The 16,919-nt window shown below is 58.1% G+C and carries 21 protein-coding genes; 13 read left to right on the top strand and 8 right to left on the bottom strand.

Annotation, left to right across the window (positions count from 1 at the left end):
- Positions 1-2 precede the first annotated feature (2 nt).
- The 3 genes from ACR0NO_RS12115 to ACR0NO_RS12105 are packed head-to-tail and all read left to right on the top strand — an operon-like array spanning position 3 to position 1,842.
- Positions 3-431 (top strand): VOC family protein, encoded by a 429-nt coding sequence (locus ACR0NO_RS12115; RefSeq protein ID WP_170374130.1) that lies wholly within the window; start codon positions 3-5, stop codon positions 429-431.
- On the top strand, positions 398-1,132 hold the full coding sequence (locus ACR0NO_RS12110) for a DUF1194 domain-containing protein (RefSeq protein ID WP_480724114.1): 735 nt from the start codon (positions 398-400) through the stop codon (positions 1,130-1,132). The genes ACR0NO_RS12115 and ACR0NO_RS12110 overlap by 34 nt, the downstream gene beginning before the upstream one ends.
- A complete protein-coding gene (locus tag ACR0NO_RS12105) occupies positions 1,129-1,842 on the top strand; it encodes a DUF1194 domain-containing protein (RefSeq protein ID WP_480724113.1) in 714 nt (237 codons plus the stop codon). Before ACR0NO_RS12110 ends, ACR0NO_RS12105 begins: the two co-directional genes overlap by 4 nt.
- Here ACR0NO_RS12105 and ACR0NO_RS12100 read toward each other — a convergent pair.
- From ACR0NO_RS12100 to ACR0NO_RS12090, 3 genes are all read right to left on the bottom strand, one after another.
- Positions 1,836-2,333, bottom strand: coding sequence for a MarR family winged helix-turn-helix transcriptional regulator (locus ACR0NO_RS12100; RefSeq protein WP_480724112.1), 498 nt, complete (start codon positions 2,331-2,333; stop codon positions 1,836-1,838). The genes ACR0NO_RS12105 and ACR0NO_RS12100 overlap by 7 nt on opposite strands.
- Before the next feature lie 77 nt (positions 2,334-2,410).
- On the bottom strand, positions 2,411-2,668 hold the full coding sequence (locus ACR0NO_RS12095) for a succinate dehydrogenase assembly factor 2 (protein WP_480724111.1): 258 nt from the start codon (positions 2,666-2,668) through the stop codon (positions 2,411-2,413).
- On the bottom strand, positions 2,661-3,059 hold the full coding sequence (locus ACR0NO_RS12090) for a helix-turn-helix transcriptional regulator (RefSeq protein WP_170374367.1): 399 nt from the start codon (positions 3,057-3,059) through the stop codon (positions 2,661-2,663). The genes ACR0NO_RS12095 and ACR0NO_RS12090 overlap by 8 nt, the downstream gene beginning before the upstream one ends.
- Before the next feature lie 92 nt (positions 3,060-3,151).
- Here ACR0NO_RS12090 and ACR0NO_RS12085 point away from each other — a divergent pair, with 92 nt between their 5' ends.
- Together ACR0NO_RS12085 and ACR0NO_RS12080 are read left to right on the top strand one after the other, a co-directional pair.
- Positions 3,152-4,354 carry a pyridoxal phosphate-dependent aminotransferase gene (locus ACR0NO_RS12085; RefSeq protein WP_480724110.1) on the top strand — a complete coding sequence of 401 codons (1,203 nt, stop codon included), beginning with the start codon at positions 3,152-3,154 and terminating at the stop codon, positions 4,352-4,354.
- Positions 4,355-4,367: 13 nt separating this feature from the next.
- Entirely contained in the window at positions 4,368-4,769 is a 402-nt protein-coding gene (locus ACR0NO_RS12080) for a hypothetical protein (protein ID WP_480724109.1), read from the top strand.
- A gap of 3 nt (positions 4,770-4,772) precedes the next feature.
- Here the strand turns inward: ACR0NO_RS12080 and ACR0NO_RS12075 are convergent, their stop codons facing one another.
- The 3 genes from ACR0NO_RS12075 to ACR0NO_RS12065 form a co-directional block, all read right to left on the bottom strand.
- Positions 4,773-6,137, bottom strand: a complete 1,365-nt coding sequence (locus tag ACR0NO_RS12075) for an MATE family efflux transporter (RefSeq protein ID WP_480724108.1) — start codon at positions 6,135-6,137, stop codon at positions 4,773-4,775.
- A 138-nt stretch (positions 6,138-6,275) separates the two neighbouring features.
- On the bottom strand, positions 6,276-7,205 hold the full coding sequence (ppk2, locus tag ACR0NO_RS12070) for a polyphosphate kinase 2 (protein WP_480724107.1): 930 nt from the start codon (positions 7,203-7,205) through the stop codon (positions 6,276-6,278).
- Between the two features lie 124 nt (positions 7,206-7,329).
- Complete coding sequence (locus tag ACR0NO_RS12065) at positions 7,330-7,938, bottom strand: carboxymuconolactone decarboxylase family protein (protein WP_480724106.1); 609 nt, start codon at positions 7,936-7,938, stop codon at positions 7,330-7,332.
- Between the two features lie 155 nt (positions 7,939-8,093).
- Here ACR0NO_RS12065 and ACR0NO_RS12060 point away from each other — a divergent pair, with 155 nt between their 5' ends.
- The 4 genes from ACR0NO_RS12060 to ACR0NO_RS12045 all read left to right on the top strand — a co-directional run bounded on the left by ACR0NO_RS12060 (position 8,094) and on the right by ACR0NO_RS12045 (position 12,136).
- Entirely contained in the window at positions 8,094-8,642 is a 549-nt protein-coding gene (locus ACR0NO_RS12060; RefSeq protein ID WP_480724105.1) for an NYN domain-containing protein, read from the top strand.
- 111 nt (positions 8,643-8,753) lie between these two features.
- Complete coding sequence (parE, locus tag ACR0NO_RS12055) at positions 8,754-10,712, top strand: DNA topoisomerase IV subunit B (RefSeq protein ID WP_480724104.1); 1,959 nt, start codon at positions 8,754-8,756, stop codon at positions 10,710-10,712.
- Positions 10,712-11,524 carry a hypothetical protein gene (locus ACR0NO_RS12050; protein ID WP_480724103.1) on the top strand — a complete coding sequence of 271 codons (813 nt, stop codon included), beginning with the start codon at positions 10,712-10,714 and terminating at the stop codon, positions 11,522-11,524. Before parE ends, ACR0NO_RS12050 begins: the two co-directional genes overlap by 1 nt.
- A 330-nt stretch (positions 11,525-11,854) precedes the next feature.
- Positions 11,855-12,136 carry a DUF1496 domain-containing protein gene (locus ACR0NO_RS12045; RefSeq protein ID WP_170676585.1) on the top strand — a complete coding sequence of 94 codons (282 nt, stop codon included), beginning with the start codon at positions 11,855-11,857 and terminating at the stop codon, positions 12,134-12,136.
- 13 nt (positions 12,137-12,149) lie between these two features.
- On the opposite strand, the gene ACR0NO_RS12040 is transcribed toward ACR0NO_RS12045, so the two are convergent.
- A complete protein-coding gene (locus ACR0NO_RS12040) occupies positions 12,150-12,920 on the bottom strand; it encodes an alpha/beta hydrolase (RefSeq protein ID WP_480724102.1) in 771 nt (256 codons plus the stop codon).
- A gap of 104 nt (positions 12,921-13,024) precedes the next feature.
- Here ACR0NO_RS12040 and ACR0NO_RS12035 point away from each other — a divergent pair, with 104 nt between their 5' ends.
- The 3 genes from ACR0NO_RS12035 (at position 13,025) to ACR0NO_RS12025 (ending at position 15,723) form a co-directional block, all read left to right on the top strand.
- Positions 13,025-13,852 carry a hypothetical protein gene (locus tag ACR0NO_RS12035; RefSeq protein ID WP_480724101.1) on the top strand — a complete coding sequence of 276 codons (828 nt, stop codon included), beginning with the start codon at positions 13,025-13,027 and terminating at the stop codon, positions 13,850-13,852.
- Between the two features lie 89 nt (positions 13,853-13,941).
- Positions 13,942-14,679: a CAF17-like 4Fe-4S cluster assembly/insertion protein YgfZ gene (gene ygfZ, locus ACR0NO_RS12030; RefSeq protein WP_209256103.1), complete on the top strand. Its 738-nt coding sequence runs from the start codon at positions 13,942-13,944 to the stop codon at positions 14,677-14,679.
- 108 nt (positions 14,680-14,787) lie between these two features.
- Complete coding sequence (locus ACR0NO_RS12025; RefSeq protein WP_480724100.1) at positions 14,788-15,723, top strand: ABC transporter transmembrane domain-containing protein; 936 nt, start codon at positions 14,788-14,790, stop codon at positions 15,721-15,723.
- Positions 15,724-15,779: 56 nt separating this feature from the next.
- On the opposite strand, the gene efp is transcribed toward ACR0NO_RS12025, so the two are convergent.
- Entirely contained in the window at positions 15,780-16,343 is a 564-nt protein-coding gene (efp, locus tag ACR0NO_RS12020; RefSeq protein ID WP_170700249.1) for an elongation factor P, read from the bottom strand.
- 218 nt (positions 16,344-16,561) lie between these two features.
- Here efp and ACR0NO_RS12015 point away from each other — a divergent pair, with 218 nt between their 5' ends.
- Entirely contained in the window at positions 16,562-16,882 is a 321-nt protein-coding gene (locus ACR0NO_RS12015) for a DUF6280 family protein (RefSeq protein ID WP_108785849.1), read from the top strand.
- Positions 16,883-16,919 lie beyond the last annotated feature (37 nt).

Below are 16,919 nucleotides of genomic sequence, written 5' to 3'. Positions count from 1 at the left end.
AGATGGGGCTGAGATATTTGCACACCATGGTCCGCGTGAAGGATCTTGAGAAATCAATGGCGTTCTATGAGCTGCTAGGCCTAAAGGAAACTCGCCGCCACGAAAGTGAACAAGGCCGGTTCACGCTGATCTTCATGGCCCCTCCCGGGCAGGAGGATCGCCCGCTTGAGCTGACCTATAACTGGGACGGTGACGATGCGCTGCCGAGTGACAGCCGCCATTTCGGCCATCTCGCCTATGGCGTCGACAACATCTATGAGACCTGCCAGCACCTGCAGGACAATGGCGTCGTGATCAACCGCCCGCCTCGCGACGGTCGGATGGCGTTCATTCGCTCGCCCGACAACATCTCTGTCGAGCTGCTGCAGAACGGTGACGCACTCGAGCCCGCCGAGCCATGGAGCAGCATGGAGAGTACCGGGCACTGGTGATCCGCACTTTGACAGCACTGGGGTTGGCCGCGTTGGCCAGCCCCGCGCAGGCCGAGGGCTGCCGGTTGGCCCTTTTGCTGGCGCTGGATATCTCGGTCTCCGTAGATCAGGCCGAGGATGCACTGCAACGTCAGGGCCTTGCCGCCGCGATGCTCGCGCCCGAGGTTCAGGCCGCTTTTTTCTCGTCTCCCGCTCCTGTTGCGCTGGCCGTTTATGAATGGAGCGGCCGATCCACCCAGCATGTCGTCTTGCCGTGGAAGATGATTGAAAACGAAGGCGACTTGCTGGCCGCGGCAACCCGGATCAGCCAGTCCGAGCGTTCGGATTCCGGGTCTGCCACCGCGATGGGGCATGCGCTGGCTTACGGGGCTACCATGTTGCAGGATGGTCCGGACTGTTTGTTTCAAACCATTGATCTGTCCGGAGATGGGGCGAACAACGACGGCTATGGCCCCAAAATCGCCTACAAGCATTTCCCCTTCGACGCTGTTACAGTGAACGGGTTGGTGATCAATGCCGCCGATTTCGAGGGCGAGTTGTTTCTGGTTCCGTTCTTCCAGGAAAACGTCCTGCATGGACCGGGTGCTTTTCTTGAAATCGCGCAGGGATTTGAAGACTTTGAACGCGCTATGCGCCGCAAGTTGGAACGAGAATTGAGCGGCCTGCAACTGGGATCTCTGCAAGAAACAGGCCATAGATGACACGGTTGCTCGCGCTTGTTTGTTGCCTTCTGGCAGGATCCGTTTCGGCGCAATGCCGTCAAGCTCTGGCGCTCGGGTTGGATGTGTCCGGCTCTGTCGACGTTCACGAGTACAGGTTGCAGATCGATGGTTTGGCTGCTGCGTTGCGGCGCCCTGAAATCCGCAAGATCATTTTGGCAAACCTCGCATTTCCCGTTCGCCTTGCGGTGTTCGAATGGAGCGAACCCGGCCATCAGCGCGTGCTTTTGGATTGGACCGAAATTCGCTCCGAATCTGATCTAGGCAGGATCGCGGCGAGAATGGGCGACGTGACCCGCAGCGCCGCCCCGCAAGGCACAGCCGTTGGCGATGCGATGCTGTTTGGCGCGGACCTCCTGAACCAACAACCGGAGTGTTGGAAGCGCACTTTGGATCTGTCGGGAGATGGGAAGCACAATCTCGGTCTCCACCCACGCGCAGCCAAGGCGCTGCTGCAGGACAACGGCATCACCATCAACGGTTTGGTGATCGGTGTCGACGACTCCAACTATGGCGACCAACGATATGTCCAGGTTGGAGAGCTGTCCGCCTACTACAACGCCTGGGTCATCCTTGGCCCTGATGCGTTTGTCGAGGTCGCACTGGGTTTTGAGGCCTATGAGGACGCCATGACCCGCAAACTGATCCGAGAGCTGCAAGGGATCATCCTATCCCAAGCCTCTGATCAGTAGATATAGCGGATCTGGTCCGTCCAATACCGCTCGACCCGACGCAGCGAGCTGGTGATATCCTCGATTCCTTCCGACCCCAGAACGCCGCGGTCCCGTAGTCCTTCGGCATGGCGCAGGAACAGCTCAGACACGACATCACGAATCTCGCGCCCCTGTGGCGTCAGACGAACGCGGACCGAGCGCCGGTCAATCTCGCAGCGTTGGTGGTGCATATACCCCATCTCGACCAGTTTCTTGAGGTTGTAGCTCACATTGCTGCCCTGATAGTAGCCGCGGCTTTTCAATTCGCCGGCGGTCACCTCATGATCGCCGATGTTGAACAGCAAAAGCGCCTGAACCGCATTGATTTCCAGCACGCCCACCCGTTCGAACTCATCCTTGATAACGTCCAGCAACAGACGATGCAGACGCTCGACCAGAGCGAGCGCCTCAAGATAACTGGTCATGAAGCTTTTGGCCCCCGACGCAGAAACCTGCATTTCCATACTCATCCGACCCTCCGATTCAGCCGTGTCGTTTCAGACACGATGACCTGAATTTCCGAAAAATCGGTTAAGTCTGATTTTCTTTATTTTTGAAACGTTTGCGCGATATCCGAGATCAGTTCAGCAAAAGGATCAGGCGTATTCACCTGCCCAGTGACCCATTGATACAGGTCCTGATCGTTTTCCTTCAGAAGCGCGTCATACAAGTCCAGCCCGGCCGCATCCATCGTGTTCAGGTTGCGTTCTGCATAAGCCGACAGGATCAGATCCATCTCTTTGATCCCCCGCCGCATGGAGCGCATCTGCAGGCGTTTGATCCGGACCTCGCGTGTTTCAGTCATTCTTGTCCTGCTCCAGCATCAAACGCAGTTTCTTTTCCAAACGGGCGGCCCGCTCGGCGCTGGCCCGCATCTCGCCACGAATGGCACGCAATTCGGCAACCGCGCCTGCCAGTTCCAGACTGGCTTCGCCCTCTTCTACGGGGGCCTCCATGCCTTCGCCTTCACCGGTCAACAGCCACATGATCGAGACGTTGATCATGCCCGCCATCATCGACAAGCGATTGGCGCGCGGTTCGGACAGGTCGTTTTCCCAGGCCGCGATCGTTGCCTTCTTGACACCCAGACGACGCGCCAATTGTGCTTGTGTCATCCCCGCCGCTTCGCGCGCCCCGGCCAGTCTGTCTCCGAACGTTGCAGCATCCGGTCCGTACCAGTCGGTTTCGTCGTTCATCGGGGTCTCCAATTCTCGTGTGTCATACAGCTTGATCGTCAATCGGGCGCACCCTATGACAGACAGGTTGAACATACAAACCGAGGCCGCTCATGAGTTTCCTGTCTGCGACATTGTCACGCGTAAAACCCTCTCCGACCGTCGCGATGACCGCAAAAGCGGCCGAGTTGAAAGCCGCCGGGCGCGATATCATCGCCCTCAGCGCGGGCGAGCCAGATTTCGATACGCCGCAGAACATCAAGGATGCAGCCGTCGCGGCCATCGCGGCGGGCAAGACGAAATACACCGCGCCCGATGGCATTGCAGAGCTGAAACAGGCGGCCTGTGCCAAGATGAAGCGCGATCACGGGCTGGACTATACGCCCGCGCAGATCTCGGTCGGAACGGGCGGTAAGCAGACGCTCTACAACGCGTTGATGGCGACGATGAACGAAGGCGATGAGGTTCTGATCCCCGCGCCTTACTGGGTGAGCTATCCCGATATGGTCCTGCTGGCCGGCGGAACGCCTGTTGTGGTCGAGACCACGTTGGAAAACAGCTTCAAGCTGACGGCCGAACAGCTTGAAGCCGCGATCACGCCCAAGACCAAATGGTTCATCTTCAACTCGCCCTCGAATCCCACGGGCGCGGGCTACAGCCGGGACGAATTGAAAGCGCTGACCGACGTTCTGGTGCGCCACCCGCATGTCTGGATCATGTCGGACGACATGTACGAACATCTCGCCTATGACGGGTTCGAGTTCTGCACCCCAGCCGAGGTTGAGCCGGGTCTTTATGATCGCACGCTGACCTGCAACGGCGTCTCCAAGGCCTATGCGATGACTGGCTGGCGGATTGGCTACGCGGCCGGTCCGGTCGAAATCATCGCCGCGATGCGCAAGATTCAGTCGCAATCGACCTCGAACCCCTGCTCGATCAGTCAATGGGCGGCGGTCGAGGCGCTGAACGGCACGCAGGACTTTCTCGCCCCCAACAATGAGACATTCAAACGCCGCCGCGATCTGGTCGTCAGCATGTTGAACGCCATCGACGGAATCACCTGCCCGACGCCTGAAGGCGCGTTTTATGTCTACCCCTCCATCGCGGGGCTGATTGGCAAGACCACGCCGCAAGGCACGGTGATCAACTCGGATGAAGCCTTTGCCACCGCCCTATTAGAAGAACATGACGTTGCCGTCGTCTTCGGTGCAGCCTTTGGCCTGTCGCCGAACTTCCGAGTCAGCTACGCGACCTCGGATGAGGCCTTGACCGAAGCCTGCACGCGTATCCAGCGTTTCTGTGCCTCTTTGACCTAAACCGGAGCCACGCATGACCGCAGAGCTGCCAGAGTATTATTTCCGCGTCCGAGAAAACGGGGCCGTGGTTTTCAGGATCGACACCGAGAACCGGCAGCAGCGGATCGAGATGGATCAGATCGCGGTTATCAACATCCGCAACGGAGAGGTCAAGCCGCATGGCCAACGCAGCCTGACCGAGGCTGATAAGGCCGAGATCGCCCGTTGGATGGATGCGCGCAAGACCCTGCTGGCCCAGCGCGATATTGATGATATTCATCGGGCCGTCGACTACCTAAACCTGACCACGCAATGGGCGCAGTCCAAAGCGTCGGAAGAACAGCTTGAAGAAGTGACCGACCGGCTGTTGATGGCGATGCACGATCTGCGCTCGGTTCTGGTGCGCAAGAAAGCGGACCGACTGAAAGGCGGCTGAGGGTTACTCGGCCGGTACGCCGACCTCGCGGACAGATCGCATCCAGAACCGAGCCATCAGCAAGACCGCCGCAAAGGCCAGCCCAAGCACGAGACCCATCCAGACGCCGATTCCTTCCATGCCCTGCACAAAGCCGAAATAGTAAGAGGCCGGGATTCCGATAACCCAATAGCTGAGGGCTGCCATGATCATCGGCACTTGTGCATCCTGCAAACCGCGCAGCAGGCCCAGCGCGATCACCTGCGCGCCATCGACCAGCTGAAACAGGGCCGCCATGGCAAGAAGGCCGGTGCCAATCGCCAAAATCTCGCCGCGCTGCGCGTTGTCGGCCTCCATGAACAATGAGATCAGAGGCTCGGCACAGGTCAGGAACAGTATGATCGTCAGCACGGACACGACCAGAGACATGCCGGTAACCGCAATCGCGCCACGCTCCAAATGGGCACGGTCGCGGCGGCCCAACGCATTGCCCGCGCGAATGGTCGCCGCGTTGGACAGACCCAGATGCACCATGAAGGTCGCCGAAGCGAGGTTGAGCGCAATCCCATGCGCCGCCAGCGGCACCTGCCCCAGCCACCCCATCATGATCGCCGAAGTCGCAAACAGAGTGACTTCGGCCAGTGTGGTCAGGCCAATCGGAACGCCCAGCCGCAGAACCCGGCCAAACATATCCCAATCCGGGCGCCAGAAGCGTTGGAACAGACTGTGCTCCGGCAGAACCCGAACCGCATAGATGATAACCGCAACCAGCGACACGATCTGTGTCACCACGGACGCAATTGCTGCCCCCATGACCCCAAGCTCGGGCGCGCCCCAATTGCCGAAGATCAGGGCATAATTGGTGACGCCATTCACGACCGCGGCGATAACGGTGATCCAAAGCACGATTTGAGTACGCTCCAACGCGGCCAGATAGGACTTCAGCACCATCACCAGCAGCGCAGGAAACAGCCCCCATCCTGCAACGCGAAGATATTCCGAGGCGGTCTGCGCCACCTGCGGCTCCTGTTTCAGGGCAATCAGTATGGGATAGGACCACCATAGCAGCGGCATCATCAGCGCGGCATAGAGCAGTGACAGCCACAAGCCCATGCGGGTCGAGCGGCGGATGCTGGTCTCATCCTCTTCCGCCGCGGCCGTCGCCACCATGGGCATAACGGCCCAGCCAAATCCGGCCCCAAACAGGAACAACACAAAGTAGTAGCTGCTTGCCAGTGTCACTGCGGCCAGGGCCTCAACCCCGTACCAGCCGAGCATCACCGTATCGGTCAGGCCGATTGCGAACTGCGCCAAATGCCCGCCAACCAGCGGCAGGCCAAGTACAGCGATCGCCCGGAAATGGGCGGGATATGTCATCACTTTCGTCATCTCGCCAGCCATAGGCCCGCGCCCTGCCCAAAATCAAGGCAGAAAAGAAAAACTCATTGAGAGACTTTAGATGGAAGCCCGCCGAAAGAAAGAAGCCGTTGAAAATTGGCACTCAACGGCTTCTTTCCACTTTGCGTTTTAGTTGGATTTGGCGTCCGGGTGCAGCGCTGTTCCCAGAATATGATCCGAGCGGTGAATCACATGATGCGCCTGACCGACGATCAGCGGATCAGGCTGCTCAACTACTGACATATCTTTGTCCGGATAATCCAGCGTCGACAGGAAATGGCGCATGCAGTTCAGGCGCGCGCGTTTCTTGTCGTTGGATTTGACGACGGTCCATGGCGCGTCAGCGGTGTCGGTGTAGAAGAACATCGCCTCTTTCGCCTCGGTATAATCGTCCCACTTGTCCAGGCTCGCTTTGTCGATGGGCGACAGCTTCCACTGTTTCAACGGATCGGTTTCACGGCTCTTGAAGCGGCGCTGTTGCTCTTCCTGCGTGACCGAGAACCAGTATTTGTAGAGATTGATGCCCGAGCGCACCAGCATCCGTTCCAAATCCGGGGTTTGACGCATGAATTCCAGATACTCGTTGGGATCGCAAAAGCCCATCACCCGCTCAACGCCGGCACGGTTGTACCAGGAGCGATCGTAGAACACCATTTCGCCAACGGTGGGCAGCTCCTGAATGTAGCGCTGGTAATACCACTGGCCTTTCTCCTCCCACGTGGGCTTGTTGAGCGCGACGACACGCGCCTGACGCGGGTTGAGATGTTCCATGAAGCGCTTGATCGTACCGCCCTTGCCCGCAGCGTCGCGACCCTCGAACAACAACACGAACCGCTGACCCGTATCCTGAGCCCAATGCTGAACCTTGAGCAATTCGGCCTGCAACTTGGCTTTCTGCGTCTCGTAATCCTTGCGTGCCATCTTGCGACCATAGGGGTACTTCCCGCTTTCGAACGCGTGCCGAATCTTCTCGGCGCTGGGCACGGCCGGTTCGGGTGCAGGTGAGGGCACTACCTTGATGCTAACGGCTTCGGGTTTCTTCTGGGCGGTCGTTTCCATTCAGCTGTCCTCTTGTTGTTCTTGTCTTGAGAACGAGCTAGCAGAAAGCGCAAGATCCTGCGTTGATTGGGATCAAATTGGAACGAATTTCGACGAAAAAACCTGGGGTTCCGAGACGAGCAGCCTAGCGATGCCCCCAATCATCGGGATTGTCCGAGTTGCTAGGCGACAGCCCCAGAACGTCCCCCTTGGTCGAACAGCCAAGCCCCAAGACGGTCCGGTTGGCATAGTTGAAATAGGCGCAGACCTGATTGATCTCGAGGATTTCTCCGTCGTCCCACCCGGCGTCGCGCAGGGCTGTGACATCGGCCTCGACCATGTCGCCGGGTGCTTCGGTCAACTTGCGCGCATAGTGCATCGCTGCGATCTGCGCCGCGTTCAAAGGCGCGGCCTCTGGATCGCCCGCCTCAATCGCCGCGCGGATCGCATCACCCCTTGGCGGATCGGCCAGTAGCCGTTGCAGACCGTTGAAGTGGTGCTCGACACAATAGGAACATTTGTTCAACGCACTGACCCAAACGCCCAGTGTCTCCAAAAACCATTTGGGGATCGTGTTGGCCGAATGGTGCAGCACATTCTTGTACAGCGTCATGTGGCCTTCCATCGAATGCGGTCGCAGGGAATGCGCCATCATGATGTTGTCCACATTATTGTCGGGCCCAGTCACCCGGTCATACAACTTTTTTAGCTTACCGGTCGCTTCCTGAAATGGCACGGTTTTGATCCAGCTCATTGAAACGAGGTCCCTTTTTCCTTGAACATTTTAGGTCACACACAGCTTGGCTACATTTGAGGCAAACAATCAACCGCTATTGAAAACAGATGCCAAAAGGGTTGAACTCCCTCCAGATTCTTCACCCCAGACGCGATTCCTTGCCAGAGGCCACCGTGCGTATTCTCATTATTGCTTTTCTTCTATCCTCCGCCGCAACCGCCTTTGCCGCGCTCTCTCTGATTTCTATCGAGTGGCTTTTGCTAACTGCCCCTTGCGCTATGGCCAGTGCGCTTTTGATTCTGGCAAGATGGCTTAAACGCAAGCCACGCAGCTGGGCTGTTGTCGATGGATCGAATGTCATGCATTGGAAGGATGGCGAGCCTCGCATAGAAACGGTGCGAGAAGTAGTCGAGAAACTGACCGGCGCCGGTCTAACGCCCGGCGTAGTCTTCGACGCTAACGTGGGCTACAAGATCAAGGGCCGCTACTTGCACCACAACGCCCTTGCCGATCTGCTAAACCTGCCCGAGGATCGCGTCATGGTGGCCCCCAGCGGCACGCCCGCCGACCCCCTGGTGCTGCAAGTTGCTAAAGATTATGGGGCAATCGTCGTATCAAACGACCGCTTCCGCGACTGGGCCGAGGAGTTTGGCGCGGTTTTGCAACCGGAATACTCCGTGCGTGGCGGATACAGGGATGGGGCGCCTTGGCTGTCTTTGTAGGATGTCAATCGCCGACATTTAGGCAATCCATCCACAAGACCTCGGGTCCCTCTTCCCCCGACCCACATCACCTGCCATAATAGGGGAAACTCAAAAACAAGAGCAGCACCGATGCCCGACGATCTGTTGACGCCCAGCGCGACCGCCACTTATGACGCCTCCTCGATCGAGGTGCTTGAAGGGTTGGAGCCGGTTCGAAAACGCCCCGGTATGTATATCGGCGGCACGGATGAGCGCGCTTTGCACCATATGGTCGCAGAAATCCTCGACAACTCGATGGACGAGGCGGTCGCTGGCCACGCCAACCGGATCGAGGTCGAGCTACACGCAGACTACGCCTTGACGGTGCGCGACAACGGGCGCGGCATTCCGATCGACCCGCACCCCAAATTCCCCGACAAATCCGCGCTTGAGGTCATCCTGTGCACCCTGCACGCGGGTGGTAAATTCTCGGGCAAGGCATACCAGACCTCGGGCGGTCTGCACGGCGTGGGTGCATCGGTTGTTAACGCCTTGTCGGATTCGATGGTCGTGCAGGTGGCGCGAGACAAAACGCTGTTCGAGCAGCGTTTCTCGCGCGGGATCCCTCTAGGCCCGGTCGAAAAGGTAGGCGCCGCCCCGAACCGGCGCGGTACGACCGTAACCTTCCACGCGGATGCCGAGATCTTCGGTCACCATAAGTTCAAACCGGCGCGGCTGTTCAAATCCATCCGCTCCAAGGCCTACCTGTTCTCGGGCGTCGAGATTCGCTGGAAGTCCCATATCGACGACGGCGAAACCCCGACCGAGGCCACCTTCCACTTCCCCGGCGGCCTATCGGACTACCTGAAGGAGACGATGAACGGCTCCTCGACCTATGCCGAACAGCCTTTTGCCGGAACCGTGGACTTCAACGAAAAATTCGGAACGCCGGGCAAGGTCGAATGGGCGATCAACTGGACCCCCTCACGCGACGGGTTCATCCAGTCCTACTGTAACACCGTCCCCACGCCCGAAGGCGGCACCCATGTAGCCGGCTTCTGGGCTGCGATCCTCAAGGGGATCAAGGCGTATGGAGAGCTGATCAACAACAAGAAGGCCGGTCAGATCACCCGCGATGACCTGATCACCGGCGGCTGCGCGCTGGTGTCGTGCTTCATCCGCGAGCCCGAGTTCGTCGGCCAGACCAAAGACCGTCTGGCCACGGTCGAGGCGCAACGGCTGGTCGAAAACTCGGTCCGCGACCATTTCGACAACTGGCTGGCGGCTGACACGAAATCCGCCGGCGCCATTCTCGACTTCCTGATACTCAGAGCCGAAGAACGTCTACGCCGACGGGCCGAGAAGGAAACACAACGCAAGTCCGCCACTAAGAAACTTCGTCTTCCCGGCAAGCTGGTGGACTGTTCTAGTTCAACACGCGACGGCACGGAATTATTCATCGTCGAGGGCGATTCTGCGGGTGGGTCTGCCAAAATGGGGCGCGACCGCAAAACACAGGCCCTGCTGCCCCTGCGCGGTAAAATCCTGAACGTGCTGGGTGCGGCCAGTTCGAAACTGGGCACCAATGCCGAGATCAACGATCTGACGCAGGCGCTGGGTGTGGGGCTTGGCACAAAGTTCAACGTCGATGACCTGCGCTATGACAAGATTATCATCATGACCGACGCGGATGTGGACGGGGCGCATATCGCCTCGCTGCTGATGACGTTCTTCTTCACCCAGATGCGCCCGATGATCGACGCGGGCCACCTGTATCTGGCCTGCCCGCCTTTGTACCGCCTGACCCAAGGCGCAAAACGCGTCTACTGTCTGGACGAGGCCGAACGCGACGAATGGCTGGAGAAAGGTCTGGGCGGCAAGGGCAAGATCGACGTCTCACGCTTCAAAGGTCTGGGCGAAATGGACGCCAAGGACCTGAAAGAGACCACGATGGACCCGGCATCCCGCAAACTGATCCGCGTCACGATTGATGAGGACGAACCCGGCGATACCGGCGACCTGGTCGAGCGCCTGATGGGTAAGAAGCCCGAACTGCGGTTCCAATATATTCAAGAGAACGCGCGGTTTGTGGAAGAGTTGGATGTTTAGTGGCTAACAAGAAAGTCGGCACCTGCCTCCTCACTGGGAAGACCGACAAGCTCGTCAAATGCCATATTTTACCGCAAGCCTTCACTCGTCCTGCAATAAACGGTGAGCCGCTTCTTCAGTCGACAAAAGGTGAAGGCCATAGAAGGCGTTGGACGAGTTGGTATGACGCTTCACTAGTGACACGTGCCGGCGAAGACATTCTAAGCGCGATCGATGACGTAGTTATAAAGGAACTGAGACGAGCGAAATTGGTGTGGTCAGGTTGGGGAATCGTGCCACCGGTTTTCGAGCCGATTGGCCCGTACCTGCCAGACCATGGCCTACGTACCGTCAAAAAAATCAATCAGGAAGCCATCTGGAGGTTTTTTTGGAGTATCGCATGGCGAGCTAGTGTTTCCCAAATAGCTGATATGAAGTACTTTCAGCTTCCCGAGGAAGTTGAGGTAATGGCGCGAGATGCCATCTTGAAGCAGAGAACCTCATGCTTGGAACTTCCAGTGTCACTTATCCAGTTGTCTACCAAGGGAGAAGCACACAATCATTCCCCCATCATTGATACGAAATTACAACCAAGTTCAGATGGCAAAAACGAGAAGCAGGTACCTTTCGCTAGAGTTTACGTAGATGGGTTAGTCGCGCACCTTGAGTTCTCGCCAATATCCAAAACACACGACGGGGATCTCTCAATCTGGCTTGGCGATCGACCTAACATTGCTGTCAGCACGATTTCATACGAAGCCTCATTTCACTATCAGAATATGCTGAACATAGCTTACGAAAGCTATTTTGGCCCTCTTAGTGAGTCTGCCTAACTATTCCCAAGCAATCCTTCTCGCCCATGTAAGTCGATAACGCGCGGCATCTTCGCCCCCCGAAGCAAGCGTAGGATGGGTTTCCAACCCATCAAATTTCCCGCCTCCAGATGGGTGTAAACACCCATCCTACACCACCACAATCCCGGCGTCCGATCTCAGCGATATCCCCGTAGGCCGGGCTTCAGCCCGGCACACCGCAACCCCCTTGCCTAACCCGTTGATCCCGTTCACACTTACCCTCAAACCGTCATCCAAGAACGACATTTGAGGTTCCGAGCGTCCAAGACCCAATCTAACCACGAACAGAGTTTCGAACGGGAGGACGACATGAAAACACTTACCCTAGGTCTGGCGCTGGCCGTACTGGCCTCGACCGCCGCCGCGCAGCAAACGCTTAGCCTTGCATCGCCCATACCGGATGGGGCCGAGAGCCGGTTCTGCTACTACGAAGGCTTGGCCTATTCCGAAGACGCCTTTGTCCTGCTGGTCGGCGACAACACCGTCACCGACACAATTTCCACCGTGCAGGAACGCCTGTTACGATGCCACCGCGACAGCGACGGTACCCTGAAATGGCGACCACAGAGTACATTCTCTACCAATAACTAACGAGCCTGCCGCCCTACCCCACCTTTTGATCCAGCCAGTCCGCGATCTGCGCGACTGGTCCCTCCCATCCCGGTTCCATGAACAAGAAATGTGCGTGGTTTTCGGCAGGCAAAAAGGTCGCACGGTCTCCGTAGAGATCCGCTAAGGCGCGGCAGGTGTTGGGGTTCACGGCCCGGTCCTCGGTGCCGGACACGATCAGCACGGGGCATTCGACCTTGTCGATATCCACTTTCATCGCGTGGTGGTCGTCGAACATCCAGAAGAACATCTCGAACATCACCCGCCCGCTTTCCGGACCAAGCCGATCGAAGACCGCGTGTTGTTGCACCTCGGGCAGCTTGTTCAGCGCGAACGGGGCCATGAGATCGAAATCGACCCGCATGGGCTGCTTCCAGAAGGCCCCACCCTCCATCAACGCACGCGGCACGGCGCGTTCATCGTCGGTCTCGGGCAGAGTGCCCCAGGCGGCGTTTGGGTTGATCAGCACGATTGCACTGGCCAGGCCGCGCGCGGCGACCTGTTGCGCCACGACCCCGGCAATGGCGTGGCCCAGCAGCACGGGTTTGCTGTCGAGCCCTTCAACTAACGCAGCGATATCATCCGCATAGTCCATGATGCTGGTGTCGGTCAGGCCCGGATCAGGCTCGGCATTGGGGTCCGCATCATGATACCGCAACGCCGGGGTGTGGACCGTCCAACCGCGGTCACGGAAGAAACCGGCGTAACCTTCCATACACCAAGGGCCGGCGAACGCGCCGTGGATCAAGACAATATGCTTCGTCATCAAAACCTCCCAGCTTAATTCTGCCCAGTATGATCATGCTGAAAGACGAAACAACAGCGCGTGATCGCTGTTGCGTGAGGGGGCGGACCACTTAAACTTGTTTCATGACATTTGTGACCGAAAACCAATTGCCTTTGCTGATCCTGTTCTTCCTGATCGGATCGGTCGGAACGGGCTTTCTGTTTCGCAAACCGGCTGGGCACAGGGCGTGGAAGCTGGCCGATCTGGTTTGGGTCGTCCTCGGCGGGATCGGTGCGCTGGTGGCCGTTCTGGCAGGGCTCTATACATCCGACAGCTCGCGGCTGGATCGGCAGATTGATGTAGCATACGCGGCGTCCTCGGCTTTTGACCGTGACGCCGCGCGGTTCCGGTTGCGGTTTTGCGACCCGGCCTATGATCCCGACACAGGTGTCTTGTGCGAAAAGGTCGAGTTTCTGTCGGCCTCAACCGCCAGCAATACCGACCTGCCCCTATTCATCGCCGTCACGAATGAGGTCGCCCCCCTGCAGGGTTTGCACTTCCTGTTCGGACGACAAGACAAGGACGAGATGGAGGAGATGGCCGCCAAGGCCAACGCCTTCGATATTGAACAGTTTCTGGTCTTCACCTCGCTGGATGAAGAAACCCAAACCGCCATCGACAATATGCGCCGCAAGGTCCCCGCAATTGCTGGGGACTATCTGATCCTTGCCCAAAGCTACGATGAACTGATCGAGCAGGTCAGCAAGCTGAAAGATGAATGGGAGTATCTGCAGGCCAACGCCCACATTCTTGTTCTGCAGATCGTGGCGCTGTGTCTTGTCAGCTTTGCCGCGCCCTTCCGATTGGGGAAATCCATTGTCGAGCTACGCACAACGCTAAGTCCCGGCGCGCCGCAGGAGGTGACCGAAACAGCGCCTGACAGCCCAAGCAAGGCGCAGACTGACAGCTAGCTCAGGCGTTGCAAAGCGCCGAAACCCACTGGTCTCAGCCACAAAACTCCCTATATCTCGGGGCCGAGGCAGATGATAAGGACCACGCCATGCCAACCCGTCGTATATTGCGCCTGACCGGCTCGGATACCGAGAGTTTTTTGCAGGACCTGATCACCAATGACATCAGCGGGCTGGATGCAGGGCTGGTCTATTCCGCCCTATTGACGCCGCAGGGCAAATATCTGGCCGATTTCTTCCTAAAACGCGACGGCGACGCTGTGTTGCTGGACGTAGCAGAGTCGTTGGCGGATAGCCTGATCAAACGGCTGAACATGTACAAGCTGCGGGCGGATGTGGCGATCGAGGTCTCTCACCTGAACCTGCATCGTGGCACCGGGCCCGCGCCAGAAGGCGCATTACCGGACCCGCGTCATCCTGACTTGGGCTGGCGGGCCTATGTCGCGTCGATCGAAAGCGATGATGGTACCGATTGGGACGCAATCCGCGTGCGCCATTGCATCCCTGAAACCGGCATCGAATTGCACCCCGACAGCTATATCCTCGAATCCCGGTTCGAACCGCTGCAAGGCGTCGACTTCAAAAAGGGCTGCTATGTTGGTCAGGAAGTGACTGCGCGCATGAAACACAAGACCGAGCTGCGCAAAGGTCTGTGTCGCGTCGCCATCGACGGGGCCGCCCCTGTGGGCAGCGCGATTGACGCCAATGGCAAGCCGGTGGGCACCCTGTTCACGCAATCGGGCGGCCACGCCATTGCCTATCTGCGCTTTGATCGGGCAACCGGTGACATGCAGGCCGACGCGGCCACTATCCGTCTGATCGACTGATACTTGTTGCCCAATCGGCACGTGGCCAAAGCGGTCTCAACGCTGACCCTTTGAACCCCGGTCCCTGCCCTGCCACAGTGCGGTTATTCGAATGAACCGGATACCCGCATGCTCAGACTTTATTCCGCAATTTGGCGCGCAAGCGCCGGGCGTCAGATTCTACTTATTCTGCTCTCGGTGGCCGTTGCCGCTCTGGCCGCTGTTCCGCTAGAGTTTCAACGCGCAATCGTCAACCATCTGACCTCGCTCGATGTCGGGTCAGAACGCCTGGTCTATCTGGGTCTTGGCATGATGGGTGTGATCTTGCTGAGCCTCGCGTTGAAATGGGTTCTGGGCTACCGCGCGGGTACTTTGGGCGAGGACATGATCCGCTTGATCCGCCAACGCCTGCTGTGGCGGTCCTCAGACATCAACGAAACCGGCGAGAGCGTGCGCAAGGGCACCATGACCACGGCAATCTCGGCCGAGGCGGAGGAGCTGGGCAAATTCGCAGGCGGCGCATTCTCGGACCCGGTGGTCCAGATCGGCACGTTGATCAGTGTCATCGGCTATATCTCATCCACGCAGCCGGGGCTGGGCCTGATCGCCTTTTCGATGATCGTGCCGCAGATCATCATCGTTCTGGTCTCGCAGCGCAAAGTGAATGTCTTCGTGGCCGAACGCGTCCGCATCCTGCGCAGTGCGACCGATCAGCTGACAAACGAGGATCTTGACGCGGTCGAGCAGGATATCAATGCCCTGTTCGACGACATCTATGAAACCCGCAAACGAATGTTCCTGTGGAAGCTCTCAGCCAAGTTCTTGCTGAGCGTGATCAACGGCGCGGGAACGGTCGGCATATTGATGCTGGGCGGCTGGCTGGTGCTTGAAGGCAAAACCGATGTGGGGACCGTTGTGGCCGCCACCAGTGGCCTCGGCCGCATTCAGGGGCCGACGGCCTTCCTGATCGCCTTCTACCGGCAAGTCAGCGCCAACCGGATCAAATATGAGCTGATGCTAGAGCTGTTTGGCCCCGACCCGACACGCTATCGCCACCGCACATAAAAAGACCGCGCAGCGGCAGGCCGTCGCGGTCTTTTGCGAGTACATATGGGCGGCGATCAGGCGCGCTCGGAATATTCCATGGTTTCGGTGTTCACCACGATCATCTCGTCCTGCCCCACGAAAGGAGGCACCATGACCTTGACGCCATTGTCCAGAACCGCCGGTTTGAACGAGTTCGCAGCAGTCTGACCTTTGACCACCGGTTCGGTCTCAACGATCTGGCAGGTGACCTTTTGGGGCAGCGTGGCGTTCAGCGCCTCGGATTCGTAGAACTCGACCACGATGGTCATGCCGTCCTGCAGAAACGGGCGACGCTCACCCAGTAGGTCGGCAGGCAGTTCGATCTGCTCATAGGTCTCTGCATCCATGAACACCAGCATGCCGTCGGATTCGTACAGGAACTGCTGATCCTTCTGTTCCAGCCGCACACGCTCGACCTTATCCGCCGACCGGAACCGCTCGTTCAATTTAGACCCGTTGCGCAGGTTGCGCAATTCGACCTGTGCAAAAGCACCGCCTTTACCGGGCTTTACGTGGTCTACTTTTACAGCCGCCCACAGCCCGTCATTATGCTCAAGCACGTTGCCGGGGCGAATTTCGTTCCCATTGATCTTGGGCATGACATAATTCCTTCACAAACGGTTGATGCGTCAGTTGTCGTCCCTATATCTGGCAGGACCATCCCTGACAAGACAACGACACCTAGTGCTGCACATGCAGCAAGCCATGCAAATGACGCAACGCAACTATGCATTTTAGCTGTATCCGAATCGGAGCTAATAGGTCATAAGGACCGTCACGCCGAAAATGCAAGAGCAAGAACAACAAGGAAGACGAGATGAGAGATTTCGTTGACGGCACTGCCTTTAACAATGAGCAAGGCAATCGTGCGCGTAAACTTTTCGCGGCTGTTGTGCTGGCCGCACTGGATGATGCCATCGCCGATGACAAGAAATACGGCAATGGCCCCGAACAAATCGCCCGCTGGGCCCGCTCGCGCGATGGTCGCGAGGTGCTGTCCTGCGCGGGTATTGACCCGAACGAGCGGGTTGTTAGCGGACTGATGGACTTCGTTGGCCGTGGTGTGCGGACTTCCGTCGCCCTGTCACGCGAAGAAAGCGAGCGTCGCAACGCCGCTCAACAAGCCGAAGCCGCCTGACCCAAGGCGATTTCACTACGAAAAAACGCGCCTCCAG

The sequence above is a fragment of the Ruegeria sp. CL3 genome (assembly GCF_056536505.1).
Note: the sequence above shows the minus strand (reverse complement) of the source record. Positions and strands in the feature narration are given on the sequence as shown.